Annotated in this window: 13 protein-coding genes; 7 read left to right on the forward strand and 6 right to left on the reverse strand. The window is 62.8% G+C overall.

Annotated elements, in window-relative coordinates; translation table 11 throughout:
• Positions 1–29 precede the first annotated feature (29 nt).
• The 4 genes from hydA to AC57B1_RS36615 all read left to right on the forward strand — a co-directional run bounded on the left by hydA (position 30) and on the right by AC57B1_RS36615 (position 4,103).
• Positions 30–1,481: a dihydropyrimidinase gene (gene hydA, locus AC57B1_RS36600; protein ID WP_408347451.1), complete on the forward strand. Its 1,452-nt coding sequence runs from the start codon at positions 30–32 to the stop codon at positions 1,479–1,481.
• Between the two features lie 357 nt (positions 1,482–1,838).
• A complete protein-coding gene (locus AC57B1_RS36605) occupies positions 1,839–2,621 on the forward strand; it encodes an amino acid ABC transporter substrate-binding protein (protein WP_496420134.1) in 783 nt (260 codons plus the stop codon).
• 22 nt (positions 2,622–2,643) lie between these two features.
• Positions 2,644–3,321 carry an amino acid ABC transporter permease gene (locus AC57B1_RS36610; protein ID WP_091792769.1) on the forward strand — a complete coding sequence of 226 codons (678 nt, stop codon included), beginning with the start codon at positions 2,644–2,646 and terminating at the stop codon, positions 3,319–3,321.
• Positions 3,321–4,103, forward strand: a complete 783-nt coding sequence (locus AC57B1_RS36615; protein ID WP_408347454.1) for an amino acid ABC transporter ATP-binding protein — start codon at positions 3,321–3,323, stop codon at positions 4,101–4,103. Before AC57B1_RS36610 ends, AC57B1_RS36615 begins: the two co-directional genes overlap by 1 nt.
• A gap of 171 nt (positions 4,104–4,274) precedes the next feature.
• Here AC57B1_RS36615 and leuA read toward each other — a convergent pair whose 3' ends face one another.
• Positions 4,275–5,993: a 2-isopropylmalate synthase gene (leuA, locus tag AC57B1_RS36620; protein ID WP_496420135.1), complete on the reverse strand. Its 1,719-nt coding sequence runs from the start codon at positions 5,991–5,993 to the stop codon at positions 4,275–4,277.
• 267 nt (positions 5,994–6,260) lie between these two features.
• Entirely contained in the window at positions 6,261–7,145 is an 885-nt protein-coding gene (locus tag AC57B1_RS36625) for a class I SAM-dependent methyltransferase (protein ID WP_496420136.1), read from the reverse strand.
• A gap of 334 nt (positions 7,146–7,479) precedes the next feature.
• Here AC57B1_RS36625 and AC57B1_RS36630 point away from each other — a divergent pair, with 334 nt between their 5' ends.
• Positions 7,480–7,809 (forward strand): hypothetical protein, encoded by a 330-nt coding sequence (locus AC57B1_RS36630; protein WP_408347460.1) that lies wholly within the window; start codon positions 7,480–7,482, stop codon positions 7,807–7,809.
• 125 nt (positions 7,810–7,934) lie between these two features.
• Here the strand turns inward: AC57B1_RS36630 and AC57B1_RS36635 are convergent, their stop codons facing one another.
• Positions 7,935–8,564, reverse strand: coding sequence for a cadmium resistance transporter (locus AC57B1_RS36635; RefSeq protein WP_496420137.1), 630 nt, complete (start codon positions 8,562–8,564; stop codon positions 7,935–7,937).
• A gap of 322 nt (positions 8,565–8,886) precedes the next feature.
• Between AC57B1_RS36635 and AC57B1_RS36640 the strand changes: the two genes are divergently transcribed.
• On the forward strand, positions 8,887–9,369 hold the full coding sequence (locus AC57B1_RS36640) for a hypothetical protein (RefSeq protein ID WP_496420138.1): 483 nt from the start codon (positions 8,887–8,889) through the stop codon (positions 9,367–9,369).
• A 215-nt stretch (positions 9,370–9,584) separates the two neighbouring features.
• On the opposite strand, the gene AC57B1_RS36645 is transcribed toward AC57B1_RS36640, so the two are convergent.
• Both AC57B1_RS36645 and AC57B1_RS36650 read right to left on the reverse strand, forming a co-directional pair.
• A complete protein-coding gene (locus tag AC57B1_RS36645; RefSeq protein ID WP_496420139.1) occupies positions 9,585–11,459 on the reverse strand; it encodes a glycosyl transferase family 1 in 1,875 nt (624 codons plus the stop codon).
• A 147-nt stretch (positions 11,460–11,606) separates the two neighbouring features.
• Positions 11,607–12,695, reverse strand: coding sequence for a DUF3443 domain-containing protein (locus AC57B1_RS36650; RefSeq protein WP_496420140.1), 1,089 nt, complete (start codon positions 12,693–12,695; stop codon positions 11,607–11,609).
• Between AC57B1_RS36650 and AC57B1_RS36655 the strand changes: the two genes are divergently transcribed.
• Positions 12,661–12,960: a hypothetical protein gene (locus AC57B1_RS36655; protein ID WP_496420350.1), complete on the forward strand. Its 300-nt coding sequence runs from the start codon at positions 12,661–12,663 to the stop codon at positions 12,958–12,960. The genes AC57B1_RS36650 and AC57B1_RS36655 overlap by 35 nt on opposite strands.
• Before the next feature lie 9 nt (positions 12,961–12,969).
• On the opposite strand, the gene AC57B1_RS36660 is transcribed toward AC57B1_RS36655, so the two are convergent.
• Complete coding sequence (locus tag AC57B1_RS36660) at positions 12,970–13,380, reverse strand: DUF2844 domain-containing protein (RefSeq protein WP_408347834.1); 411 nt, start codon at positions 13,378–13,380, stop codon at positions 12,970–12,972.
• Positions 13,381–13,444 lie beyond the last annotated feature (64 nt).

Raw genomic sequence — 13,444 nt, forward strand, 5'->3', positions numbered from 1 at the left:
AAACCAGCAGTTCATAAGGAGGCGGCAACATGACGACCCTGATTCGCGGCGGCACGATTATCGACGCGGAGAACACGTATCGTGCGGACGTGTTGTGTGCGGACCCGCAGGACGGCGGCACGATCCTGCAGATCGGCGCGGACCTGGAGGCGCCGGCGGGCGCCACGATCGTCGACGCGGGCGGGCAGTATGTGATGCCCGGTGGCATCGATCCGCACACGCATATGGAATTGCCGTTCATGGGCACCACGGCGAGCGACGATTTCTACACGGGCACGGCGGCGGGTTTGTCGGGCGGCACGACGAGCATCATCGACTTCGTGATTCCAAGCCCGAAGCAGCCGTTAATGGACGCCTTCAGGGAATGGCGCGGCTGGGCGGAGAAAGCGTCGGCGGACTATGGTTTTCACGTCGCGGTGACGTGGTGGGACGATTCGGTCTATCGCGACATGGGCACGTTGGTGGAGGAGCACGGCGTGTCGAGCTTCAAGCACTTCATGGCCTACAAGAACGCGATCATGGCCGACGACGAAGTGCTGGTGAACAGCTTCTCACGTTCGCTCGAACTCGGCGCGCTGCCCACCGTGCATGCGGAAAACGGTGAGCTGGTGTTCCAGTTGCAGCGTCAGTTGCTCGCTAAAGGTTTTACCGGTCCGGAGGCGCATCCGTTATCGCGGCCGCCGGAAGTGGAGGGCGAAGCGGCCAATCGCGCGATCCGGATCGCGCAGGTGCTGGGCGTACCGGTGTATATCGTGCACGTGTCCGCGAAAGACGCAGTCGATGCAATCGCGCGCGCGCGCAGCGAAGGTCTGCGTGTATTCGGCGAAGTGTTGCCAGGCCACCTGGTGATCGACGAAGCCGTGTACCGCGATCCCGACTGGACCCGCGCGGCGGCCCATGTGATGAGCCCGCCGTTCCGCTCGGCCGAACATCGCGAGGCGCTGTGGCGCGGTTTGCAAGCCGGCCAGTTGCACACCACGGCAACCGATCACTGCGTGTTCTGCGCGTCGCAGAAGGCCATGGGGCGCGAGGACTTCACCAGGATCCCGAACGGCTGCGGCGGCGTGGAAGACCGGATGGCGGTGCTTTGGCATCACGGCGTGAACTCCGGGCGTCTCACGCCGAACGAGTTCGTGCGCATTACGTCGACGAACGCCGCGCAGATCTTCAACCTGTATCCGCGTAAAGGCGCGGTGCGGGTCGGTGCGGATGCCGATCTGGTGGTGTGGGACCCGAACGCGAGCAAGACGATTTCGGTGAAGACGCATCATCAGAAAGTCGACTTCAACGTGTTCGAAGGCATGACGGTGCAAGGCGTGGCGATGCACACGCTCACGCGAGGCGCGCTCGCCTGGACCAATGGTGAGTTGCGCGCGGTGCGCGGTGCGGGCCGTTATCTGAAGCGCCCGCCTAACGGGGCTTACTTCGACGCGATCCGGGTCGCCAACAAACGCAAGGAGCCGCATCCGGTCGAGCGGTAAGCGGTTCGCAGTCCCACGGGCGGCGCCGGCATCGAATGCGGCGCCGCCCGTTTTTTCATGCCGCGCGTTCGCCGCGGCCGCGCCCCTCTCGCGTTTTCCCCGATGGCGCGCGACATGGGTTCCATGTTGCGATGCATGCCGCGTCTGTTCTATCTGCTGTAGAGTGGGAATCCACGTCATAGTGGAGGTCATGGCTGCTCGCTTAGCACGCAAGCGCATATGGATCGAAAACCTGATCCTTTGTAAAAACCCAGGCCTTTTGCTACAGTCCGCCCACTCAGCCGGGCGCAAGCGCCGGTGAGGATTGTCCAACACAAGACCAAGCCACCGACGTGGCACACTTGACGGAGCTGCCTGATGAAATCGATTCGTTCCATTCTGCTGATCGCGTTGTTCCAGGCTGTCGCCGTGAGCTCCGCATTCGCCGCCGATGAACTCGCGCAGATCAAATCGGCCGGCGTGTTCCGGATCGGCACTGAAGGCACCTATGCGCCGTTCACCTATCACGACGTGTCGGGCAAGCTGACCGGCTTCGACGTTGAAATCGGCACTGCGATCGCGCAGCGTCTCGGCGTCAAGCCGCAATTCGTGGAAGGCAAATGGGACGGTCTGATCGCGGGTCTCGACGTGAACCGCTACGATGCGGTGATCAATGAAGTGGCCGTCACCGACGCGCGCAAGGTCAAATACGATTTCTCAGACCCGTACATCACATCGCACGCAGCCTTGATCGTGCAGTCGAACAACACCACGATCAAGAATTTCGACGACCTGAAAGGCAAGAAGTCGGCGAACACGCTGACCAGCAACTTCGGCAAGATCGCGGCCGCGCACGGCGCAGAAGTGATTCCCGTGCAAGGCTTCAATGAGTCGATCGATCTGCTGACCTCGGGCCGCGTGGATGCCACTGTCAACGACTCGCTGTCGTTCCTCGACTTCAAGAAGCACAAGCCGGACGCGAAGGTGAAAATCGCCGCGCTCGATACGTCGAGCGACAGCAGCGACAAGTCCGCTGTATTGATCCGCAAGGGCAGCCCCGAATTGCAGGCCGCGATCAACAAGGCGCTCGCCGACATCAAGAAAGACGGCACCTACGCGAAAATCTCGCAGAAGTATTTCGGCAAAGACGTCTCCCAGTAAACGCCTTCCGCGAGTCTGAATCATGCCGGCATGGTTGCATCTGATGGCGCAGTCGCTGTGGCCCCTGCTGTATGCGGGGCTTGTGTTTACCGTGCCGCTCACGCTGGTCTCGTTCGCCATCGGGCTGGCGCTCGCGTTCATCGTCGCGCTGGTCCGCCTGTTCGGACCGAAGTGGGCCGTGGCGATCGTGCGTTTCTACGTGTGGCTGTTTCGCGGCTCACCGTTGCTCGTGCAACTTTTCGTGATCTTCTATGGATTGCCGAACGTTGGCATCGTGCTCGATCCCTTGACGGCGGCGATCATCGGGTTTTCGCTGAATGTCGGCGCGTATAACTCCGAAGTGATACGCGGCGTGATCGAGTCGATTCCGAAAGGGCAGTGGGAAGCGGCGTATTCGATGGGTATGACGCGCGAACAGGCCTTGCGTCGCGCGATCCTGCCGCAGGCGGCGCGCGTTGCGCTGCCGCCGCTGTCCAATTCGTTCATCGCGTTGGTGAAGGACACGTCGCTCGCCGCGGTGCTGACCGTGCCCGAGGTGTTTCAGGCGGCACAGCGGATCGCGTCGGTCACTTACGAGCCGCTGATTCTTTATACCGAAGCGGCATTGGTTTATCTGGTCTTCAGTTCGGTGTTGTCGTCAGCGCAAGTCAGGCTCGAGCGCAAATTCGGCCGCCACGCACTTTTCCATGCAGGCAACTGATGATCCGACTGGAAAAAATCGACAAGTACTTCGGCGGGCAACGGGTGCTGAACTCGGTCGATCTGCAACTCGCTCCGGGTAATGTCACCGCATTGATCGGTCCTTCAGGCAGCGGCAAAAGCACGCTGCTGCGTTGCGTGAATCTGCTCGAGATTCCCGAGTCCGGTTCGCTCGAACTCGGCGACCAGCGGCTGGAATTCAGTCGCGAGCACAAACCCTCGCGTGAAGCGGTGCTGACCATTCGCCGCCGCACGGGCATGGTCTTTCAGAACTTCCAGCTGTTTCCGCATCTGACGGTGCGTCAGAACGTGATGGAAGGTTTGCTCACCGTGCAGAAGTGGGACAAAGAAAGGGCCCGGATTCGCGCCGACGAATTGCTGGAGAAGGTCGGTATCGCGCACAAGGCGGATGCGTGGCCTTCGACGCTTTCGGGCGGTCAGCAGCAGCGTGTGGCAATTGCGCGGGCATTGGCGCCTTCGCCGGAAGTATTGCTGTGCGACGAGCCGACCTCGGCGCTCGATCCCGGTCTTGCCGCGGAAGTCGTGGAGGTGCTCAAGCAACTCGCCACCGAAGGCATGACGATGCTGATGGCCACGCACGACTTGCGGCTCGCCGCAACGATCGCGCGTGACGTGGTGTTTCTGAACAACGGCGTGGTGGTGGAGGCCGGTCCGTCGCGTGAAATCTTCATGCAACCGCGTGCGCCGGAGACCGAGCGTTTCGTGTCGACGCTGACCCATAGTCTGCCGGATGAGTGGACTGCATCGAGCGGGTCCACCTGAGGGTAGTGGAAGGCGTCAGTAGCAGGTGAACGGTGTTGTTCAGCGGCGCAGCGCCATGCCTCACGCGCCAACGCACCAGCGCGTCATTCCAACAACCCAAAATAAAAGGGGGCGTCGAAACGCCCCCTTTTAACATCACGGCTACAACCGCTTAGCCACGCACATCAAACCTTAAACGCCCACGCTTTCCGTGGCATCGCTCATCGCGGCGTCGAAGAAACGTTCCTTCGCCTGCGCATTGACACGGGCATAAGCGCGATTCACGCCGCTGATCACCGCGCGAATGGACGCCGTCACCAGATTCGCATCGATGCCGACGCCGAACGCGCTGCCGGTCACATCGGCGCCGGCCATTTCGGCCACCGCCACCGCGCGTGCATCTGCGCCTTGAGTCAACGCGCGCTCTTCGTAATGTTGAATGCGCACCGGCACGCCGATCGCGTGCATCAAGGCGTCGAGCGGGCCATTGCCTGCGCCGGTCAGCACCCGTCGCGTACCGTTGATGTCGACCGTGAGTTTGATGTGCTCACGTCCCTCGCGCTCGGACAGGCTATGGCCGACGTAATGAATCGGCGCGGTGTTCTGCACGTACTCCTGCTGGAACAATTCCCAGATCTGCGCGGACGTGACTTCCTGGCCGCTGTCGTCGGTGAAGCGCTGCACGGCCGAGCTGAAGTCCACTTGCAGACGGCGCGGCAACACCACGCCATAGCCCTGTTCGAGCAGATAGGCAATGCCGCCTTTGCCCGACTGGCTGTTCACGCGAATCACCGAATCGTACGTGCGGCCGAGGTCGGCCGGATCGATCGGCATATAGGGCACTTCCCAGGCCGCGTCCGGTTTCTGCACCGCGAAGCCCTTCTTGATCGCATCCTGATGCGAACCCGAGAAGGCCGTAAACACCAGATCGCCGACATACGGGTGACGCGGATGGATCGGCAATTGCGTGCATTCTTCCGCGGTACGCGCGACTTCGTTGATGTTCGAGAAGTCGAGGCCGGGATCGACGCCCTGCGTGTACAGATTCAACGCAAGCGTAACGAGATCGACGTTGCCGGTGCGCTCGCCATTGCCGAACAAACAGCCTTCAATACGATCCGCGCCGGCCATCACAGCGAGTTCGGCTGCGGCCACCGCAGTGCCGCGATCGTTATGCGGATGCACGGAGATGAAGAGTGAATCGCGGCGCTTGAGATTGCGGTGCATCCACTCGATCTGGTCCGCGTAGATGTTCGGCGTGGACATTTCAACAGTGGCCGGCAAGTTGACGATCGCCTTGTGTTCCGGCGTCGGTTCCCAGATATCGAACACGGCGTCGCAGACTTCCTTGGCGAATTCGATCTCGGTGCCGCTGAACACTTCCGGGCTGTACTGGAACGTGAACTGTGTTTCCGGCATGGTGGCGGCAATGCGCTTCATCGTGCGGGCTGCGTTTTGCGCCAGTTCTTTCACGCCGCTCTTTTCCAGATTGAAGACGATCTTGCGGAATTCCGGCGCGGTCGCGTTGTACAGGTGGACGATGGCGCGCGGCACGCCACGCAAGGACTCGAAAGTGCGTTCGATCAGGTCGTCGCGCGCTTGGGTCAACACTTCGATCGTGACGTCGTCGGGGATATGGCCGCCTTCGATCAACTCCCGCACGAAATTGAAATCGGTCTGCGACGCGGACGGAAACGCGACTTCGATTTCCTTGAAGCCGATCTGCACCAGCGTCTTGAACATGCGCATCTTGCGCTGTGCATCCATCGGCTCGAACAGCGACTGGTTGCCGTCGCGCAGGTCGGTGCTCATCCAGATCGGCGGGTGCGTGATCGTGCGCGAAGGCCACTGGCGATCCGTCAAGTTGATGGGCTTGAACGCGCGGTATTTGGTAGCAGGGTTCTTCAACATTTTCTTCGTCCGTGGGTGAGACCAGATAGCTGGGAGTCGACCGGACGACGAAAAGACATAACTGGGCGCCGGTCGGAAACCGGGGCTGGGTCAGTTACTGGGGAATTGAGCGGTGCTTCGGGTGTATCAGATGGAAGCGCGCAGCAGCAGACCTAGCCCGGTAGAGGGGGCTAGTAGTAGCGATAGGATGGTCTGGGCGCGGTACATAGGGCGCAATAGGAACATATTATTGGGACGGCGTCAAGCGCCGTCCCGGGCGGCGCGAGGTTAGTGGGCCGGTTTCACGAAGCGCAAGGTCATGCGATCCGATTCGCCGATGGCCGCGAATTTCGCCCGGTCGACGTCGCCGCCTTCGAAGGTCGGCGGTAGCGACCAGACGCCGTTGGGGTAATTCCTGGTGTCGCGCGGGTTGCTGTTCACGTCGCTCTTGCCGGCCAGCTCGAAGCCGGCCGCGCGCGCGTGTTCGATCACGTAGTCTTCGGTCACGTAGCCGGTTTCGATGGTCTGTTGCAGCGTGGTGCCCGGCGCCGCGCGGTGTTCCTCGACGCCGAGCACGCCGCCCGGCTTGAGCGCGGCATAAAAGGCGCGCAGGTTCGCGTCGATCTGGCCGTCCTTGATCCAGTTGTGGATATTGCGGAAGGTCAGCACCTCGTCGACGCTGGCATCGGCCGGAAATCCGTTGAACTGGCCGGCGTGCAACGTGCCGACCACGACCTTCCCGTAGACATTGGGCGTGGCCGCCAGCTTGCGCGCGAACGCAGCCCGGCTCGCCTGTGCCTCCGCCGACGGCGTGTTCAGCGGGCCGTCGTACTGCGCTTCGTAGAGCTTGCCGTGGTCGTGCAGGTAGGGCGCGAGGATCTCCGTGTACCAGCCGCCGCCCGGCTCGATCTCCAGCACGCTTTGCGACGGCGCGAGTTCGAAGAATTGCAGCGTCTCTTTCGGATGGCGATAGATATCGCGCGCGCGGGCCTTGTCGCCGCGCTGTGGTCCGGCAATGGCCGCGTCGAGCAGCGCCGGACTGGCCGACGCGGAGGGGGAAGTCGAGACTGACGGATTGGCGCAGGCGGCAACGAGCAGCGCCGCACTGAACGCCGCGAGCGTGGTGCGCAACGCGCGGGCTGGGAGATCGGGGCGAGGGTTCATGGCATCCATTATCGGGTTCGATCGGCCTTCGAGGGAAATCGGCAATCGTCATAAGGATAGGCGCTTGCTGGATTTGCGTGGCCGGCGCTGCGGCGGGAGAAAAAAGACAGTGGCCGCGACGGCGGGAAAAAGAGACGGTGGCCGCCGCCGCGGAGCGGAATAAAAGACCGTGGCCGCCGGTTTCCCTGTTTGCCGTCGCTCGCGCCACGATTGCCGAATCCGAAGCGCGGGGTGGCGCGTATAAATAGCGTGATGAAGGGTAATCAGCGTTTGCCGTCGCGCGCAGGCCTGGTGTATATCGAGCGCGACTTGATTCACTTCATTTCATTGGCCGGAGGCAGGTATGAAACAAGCATCGACGATGTTGCGGGTAGGTCGGGCTTTACTGTGCGCAGCCGCATGCGCGATCGCCGCGCAGGCGGGAGCGCAGGGACTGAGCCCGCAGGACGACATGAACGCACCGCAAAACAGCACGCGTTTGATGCCGAATGCCGCGCGAGGCAGCGAATATCCAACGCACGGCAATCAGCAGGCTGGGGAAATGAACCTGAATCCGACCGACCCGCGCGCGCAACTGGTCAACGGCTTACCGAATCACACGAATTCCGGCGGCTATGGTTCACCGCTTGCCGGCGTGCGCACGTATGTGCAACCGCAAGCGCCGTCGAATTGAGCGGTCGCGAGAACGAAGGTCGTGCCGCATCGTGCGCTGGATAGAACGCGCGCATCCCTGCACGGACCATGCCGTTTTATTCGGCGATTTGCTTGCCTGCTTGCTTGCGGGCAGATTGCCATCAGTCAATGAAGCTTTGCCCAGACTCCGAACATGATCCGCAGCGTATCGTTTTGCGCGATCACCGAGCCGCCGATGATCACCAGGATCAGCGGTAAGAGCGCGGTGCCGTAGCGACGGATTGGCGCACCGAGCAATGGATGTTTCACGAGCCACACCGCGCCGGCGCACCAGAGTCCGATCATCACGATAAAGACCAGCGAGATGAACGCGCCCTCGTTGTGTGAGTGACTGGCATACAACGGCACATAAACGGCGAGGTTGTCGGAACCGTTGGCGATGGCTACGCAGGCTACCACCCACCAGGATGAGCCGCGCGATGCGGTCGACTGGCCGTCGGCGCGTACCGCCTCATCCTCCTGCGTGTTACCGGGGCCAAAGCGCTCCCACGCTTTGGCGAGTCCCACGCCAATCGGCAGGATGCCGAGCAAACCGACATATCCAGCCGGCAAATGCTTTAGCAATCCGGCGAGCAATATCGACCCCACGATCAAGACCAGCGAGCCGGCATACTGCCCGGCGATCACGGTCCGCCGCTTGCTGCCGGCTTCCGCCAGGAACGCGAGCAGCACGAACAGGTTGTCGATGTTGGTGGCGGTGTAACCCGCGACGGCGAGCAGGGCAAGGCTGAACATGCAGGAAAGCGGATCGGCACTCAGTGATAAAGGCTGTAAGGCGAAGCGAGGTTGGTCGCGAGGCCCGGTCGGGAAGTTGGCGGCGCGTCGATGAGTTGCGGCCGGTTGACACGATGCCGGTGCGAACTGTTGCGGTCAAGTGGTCATGCGGTCGAGCGGTCACTGCGGCATACCCGTGCCGGGTAGGCGGCGAAAGGGTTCATCGTCAGAAGCGGCCGGCACGCAACGGGCGTTCAGCGAGATCGCATACGGCGCGCAGAGCGGGTGCAGGTCAAGTGAGTCGTAAGCTACAATTGCCGACGGCTTGAAAAACGGAACATCAATGAAGATTCGGATTCTCTCTATCGCCTGCGTCACGACCGCTGCTGCGCTGCTGGCGGCCTGTACGACCGTCTACAAGAACACGGACGCATGCGAGCAGTTGATGCGAAGCAAGCTGGCGGACACCTCGACGGATACGCTGAAAATCGGCCATGCGGGCGCAGGCATTTACGGCTCGCGGGTGGTGGTCGAGGGATCGATCGAGCATGTGGTGGCTTCGGCTTCGGCTTCGGCTTCGGCGGCAACGGCGCCGTTGAGCGCGTCGGGCGCGCACACGGCGTCGGCGGTGTCTGTTGGTGCATCAGGTGCATCAGGTGCATCAACTGCTTCGGCAACCGAAGCAGTCTCGCTCAAACCTGCCAAACCGCAGAAGATCGTCACGCCAGCCGCCGCCGAATGCACGTTCCACGGGCCAACGCTAAACGCATTCAACTGGCTCGCACCGGCGAATCTCGTGACCCCGCCCGCAAACGCGACCGAATAGCGCGTCGCGCTGCAGCGCGCCGCAAGATTCGACAAACATCAAGCCACGGCAAGTCTCAAGGCAGAGGCAAGTCTCAAGCCAAAGGCAAGTCTCAAGCCGAAGGCAAGTCTCAAGCCGAAGGCAAGTCTCAAGCCGAAGGCAAGTCTCAAGCCGAAGGCAACCCTCAAGCCGAAGGCAAGCCTCAAACTACAACGCGCCGCAAGTCACGACAAACCTCAAACCACCGCCTCCTCGCGGTGGCGCTGCTTATCCCGCACCAGTCGCAGCACGCTTTCACCGAACGCCTGCGGCCGCCCTTCAAAGCAACGATCTACCGCCCGTGTGTCGATCAGCCGCTGCCGCAAGGCGGCGCGCTCGCCATGCGCGTCGATCAGCCGCACGGCGGCGGCAATGTAATCCTCCACGCTCTCTGCCGTAGTCCACGACGGCATACCCACGCGTTTGAACAGCGCGCCGTCGATCCGCTCGAACACTTCCGGCCCGTGTTTGCAGACGCCGGGCAAACCCAGCGTGAGCGCGTCGACAATACCGTTGGTATTGCCGAATGGAAACGGGCTGAGAAAAAGGTCGGAGCGATTGACGCGGGCCAGGTAGTCCGCGTAATCGTGAAAGCCGTGGACGACCGCGCGCGGCAGCGCCTCGCGGATCACTTCGCGCATACGCTCGAGCGGCAAACCGGCGGGCACGCCGCTCATGAAGTGAAACTCGACCGGTGTCGCGGCGCGCGCGCCGATCTCACGGCACGCTTCGAGAAAGCCGGGATTGAGCTTCATGGCGCTGGCCGTAATGACGACCTCCAGCGTGTCGCGCGAGGGCGGCATCTCGGCGACGATGTCCGGCAGCGCTACCGACGGCCGGTACGGCTGCCCGTCTTTCGGCAGTTTCAGCAGACGCTCGCTGAAGCAGGGGGGATCGCCGACATAATCTTCCTCTACGCTGACATAGTCGATCTTGTCGGAGTGAGTCGTTGCTGGGTGGCCGAGCCCGGCGATCTGCAGCGGCGCAACGCGCAGGTTCGACATGAACACGGTCAGCGCGAACATGCCGACACTCGGCATATAGAGCACGTCGGGCTGTTGCGCCTCGGCAAAGTCGCGAATCGTTTTCAGACATTCGCCGAGATATTCGGGCTCTTCCAGTTCGATGAAACGGTCGAACACCGCACGCCCAATGTCGTCGATGGCATAGCCGAAGCTGAAGGCCACCACCTCGAAATGCTCGCGCGCGGCTTCGAGCGTGCGCGAGTGCGTGCGATAGATCGAATGGGCGCCGCCGAACCACTCGAGCACGACCACCATGAGCGGCTTTTTGCCGCGTTGCTTGCGGTTTTTCGCGCGGGCCAGCTGCGACGCGGGAAGGTCGGTCAGTCCCAATTGATCCAGCTTGCGGCGCACCAGTGCGTTGATGTCGCGTTTGATCTCATGCCGCCGCGGCGTGTCCGCGTAGCTGCAGAACATATACGCGTTATGCAGCAGGGCGGTGGGCAGGTCGTCGAGGTCGTCGATCTGCTGCAGTTTGCCGGGCAGCCATTCCATCAGCGCCTCGCGTTTGATATGCGCGCTCGCCGAGCCCTTGAAGACCGGCGCAAGCAACACGAGGGCGAGACAGGCGGCGAGGGATTTGTTGTACGCCCACAGCGCGGCGAAATCGAGTTCAAATTCGGATTCCGTTGAATAGAGCACGCAGAGTTTCTCGGCGAAGCTGTCGCCGGGCAGAAACTGGGCGTTATCCGGACCACGCGGATTCAGGTTGCGGGCCACGTGGTCCGCGTTGCCGAATGGGGTGGAGGAGAAGACCAGTCCGACCCATTCGTGCAATGTCAGCAGCAGCCTGAAGCACTCGTGCGGAAGCTTGAACGCCGGGTCGGCGAACAGGGTTGAAGCCGCGCTCGCAAGGCGTGTGCAGAAGCGCTGGCGTTGCTCGTCAGGCGGCAGATCGGCGATGCCCGAGGCAAGAAAGCTGCCGTCCAGCTTGCCGCGCTTTTGCTGAAGGAGCGCTAGCGCGGCAATGAACTGGATCGCAGCCTTGACGTGCTGTTGCGTATAAACGAGCTGCTCGAAGTGATCGAGCGAAAAAGTGGGTTCTTCCATCTGCCGATAATTCCAGAATTTGCATGGCTAACTAATTGGAAGCGAGCTAGCCGGATGCGAGAATTATCGCAGCCAATGGATATCAAATCTGTCCGGTCGACGAGTTTGGGAATTTTCTGGACCGAAAGAAGCCTCCTGTTCGGAAGCTCAGAACGCATAATAAGGACCCGGGCCCGCTGACGTCTCGCGCGAGGCGATCGCCGTAAAGACGCGTCGCCCGAAGAAGAACGGCAGGCCCCAGCCGAAGCCGTTGCTGGCCACGCCGGCGAGGTTATTGAATGCGTTATTCGCCGACGCGAACAGCGCGCTCGCATTGCCGATCGCAAACGACACCGTGCTCGACGCGCCATCCGTACCCGTGATCGCGGCGCTCGCGGCCTGTACCGAAGACGGGCAGTACCAGAAACCGCACTGTGGCAACTGCGTATTGCGAAAGAAGAGCCCATTCGAGCCGCTATCGAGATAGCTTTGCGAAAACGTCTGACCGCCGCTTGTGGTGACGACGTAGCCCGTCACGCTGTTCGCCTTGAGGACGCTGGCGCCGCCGAGCGCGTTATTCGCCTGCGTGCCTATGCCGAAGATCATCGAACCCGATACGCTGGCCGCGCCGGCGTCGGCGATGGCCGGCAGGTCGATCACCACGCCGTTGTTGTCGAGCGCGAAGCGGCTGACCGGATTGGTTACCTGCTGCGCGAGCGCCTGAGTACTCGGCTGGCACGCGTCGCCCGCATTGACCGTACTGCCCGTACTGCCCGTACCGCCAGTATTGCAGCTGTAGTACCAGCGCGGCAGCGCCGCATTCACACAGCCGCTGCCGCAGTCGGCCGCGAACAGGCCGACGCCGAGAATGCCGTTCGAGCGCAGGCCCGCCACCGTCTGCATGGCGCGGCCGGAGCCGGCGCAGTCGGCGGGGACGGCGGGCAGCGCCGGGTCGGCGATCGTCTGGATCGGGATCGACGCGGCCAGTTGGCCGGCCATGCGCACGTCCGCGCTGCGCACCGCGCCCCACGTGTAGCCGCCGCCGAACACCGCGCACTCGCCCGCGATCCCGGCGCCCGCTGCGATTGCCGCTAACGGCAGGCTCGCCGGCAGTGCGGACGCGAGAATCCGCAAGCCGTGCGAGCCGGTGTCGACCTGAACATTGTCGATCGTCGCGCAGTTGCTGGTGCCGGGCTGGCAGACGGTGACGCTCGTCGTCAACATGTTGCGCGTCAGACCTGGCGCGCTCGTGACCATGATCGGCTGGACGTTCGGCGTATTCGACTGTGGCACGGAGCCGCTGGTGCCGGAACTCGACGTGGCGGGCGGCGCGGCGGCCGACGGCGCACTGGCGGCACTCGGGCCGCTGGCCGGAGCGGCGGCGCCGCTCGGGGAAGTCGTGGCCGGCGTGCCGCCGCCACCGCCGCCGCACCCCGAGAAGGCGGCGCAGACGAGGAGCAGGGCGTATAGGCGAAGGGCGGGTTTCATGGCGTCGGGAGCATGGGTGGAAGCGGAGTCCTGATGCGTTGCGTCACTGGAAATCGTCGGCGGTGACGCCCGGCGGCAGCGCGGCGGGCAGCCATGCCCGTCCCACGTAGCCGCGCATCGGTCCGCCGGATTCCACGACCACGTCCGGCCGTGCCACGCGCGAGACGTGCAGATTGGCGTCCGCGGGCGCCGCTTGCGCGCCCGCGCGATACGAGTCAGCGTACTTTCCGAGCAGTGCGCGCAGGTCGGGCATGGTTGGGCCCTGCCACGCGTAGGCGATGATCTGGCCGGTGTTCGTGGCGTATTCGTTGATGGTCGTGTTGCCCGCGTCGGTCAGCGTGCGCATGCGCAGTGCTCCATTCAACAAGAGGCGCGGCGCGCTCGCGTTCGAATCCGCTTGAGCCGGCATGGCGCCGCCCAATTGGGCGCGTGCATCGGCGCTGAGGTACGACATGACAGCCGCCAGTGCGTAGACGGCGAGGCTGGGTGTGAAAGTGGGCAATGGCATGACGATCGGT

The organism is Paraburkholderia sp. BGA-UO-ETr-F21, assembly GCF_059567925.1.

Excerpts from the sequence above, each read along its gene's own strand:
- hydA (WP_408347451.1), top strand. The coding sequence starts at position 30 with ATGACGACCCTGATTCGCGGCGGCACGATTATCGACGCGGAGAACACG.
- AC57B1_RS36605 (WP_496420134.1), top strand. The coding sequence starts at position 1,839 with ATGAAATCGATTCGTTCCATTCTGCTGATCGCGTTGTTCCAGGCTGTC.
- AC57B1_RS36610 (WP_091792769.1), top strand. The coding sequence starts at position 2,644 with ATGCCGGCATGGTTGCATCTGATGGCGCAGTCGCTGTGGCCCCTGCTG.
- AC57B1_RS36615 (WP_408347454.1), top strand. The coding sequence starts at position 3,321 with ATGATCCGACTGGAAAAAATCGACAAGTACTTCGGCGGGCAACGGGTG.
- leuA (WP_496420135.1), bottom strand. The coding sequence starts at position 5,993 with ATGTTGAAGAACCCTGCTACCAAATACCGCGCGTTCAAGCCCATCAAC.
- AC57B1_RS36625 (WP_496420136.1), bottom strand. The coding sequence starts at position 7,145 with ATGGATGCCATGAACCCTCGCCCCGATCTCCCAGCCCGCGCGTTGCGC.
- AC57B1_RS36630 (WP_408347460.1), top strand. The coding sequence starts at position 7,480 with ATGAAACAAGCATCGACGATGTTGCGGGTAGGTCGGGCTTTACTGTGC.
- AC57B1_RS36635 (WP_496420137.1), bottom strand. The coding sequence starts at position 8,564 with ATGTTCAGCCTTGCCCTGCTCGCCGTCGCGGGTTACACCGCCACCAAC.
- AC57B1_RS36640 (WP_496420138.1), top strand. The coding sequence starts at position 8,887 with ATGAAGATTCGGATTCTCTCTATCGCCTGCGTCACGACCGCTGCTGCG.
- AC57B1_RS36645 (WP_496420139.1), bottom strand. The coding sequence starts at position 11,459 with ATGGAAGAACCCACTTTTTCGCTCGATCACTTCGAGCAGCTCGTTTAT.
- AC57B1_RS36655 (WP_496420350.1), top strand. The coding sequence starts at position 12,661 with ATGTTGCGCGTCAGACCTGGCGCGCTCGTGACCATGATCGGCTGGACG.
- AC57B1_RS36650 (WP_496420140.1), bottom strand. The coding sequence starts at position 12,695 with ATGGTCACGAGCGCGCCAGGTCTGACGCGCAACATGTTGACGACGAGC.
- AC57B1_RS36660 (WP_408347834.1), bottom strand. The coding sequence starts at position 13,380 with ATGTCGTACCTCAGCGCCGATGCACGCGCCCAATTGGGCGGCGCCATG.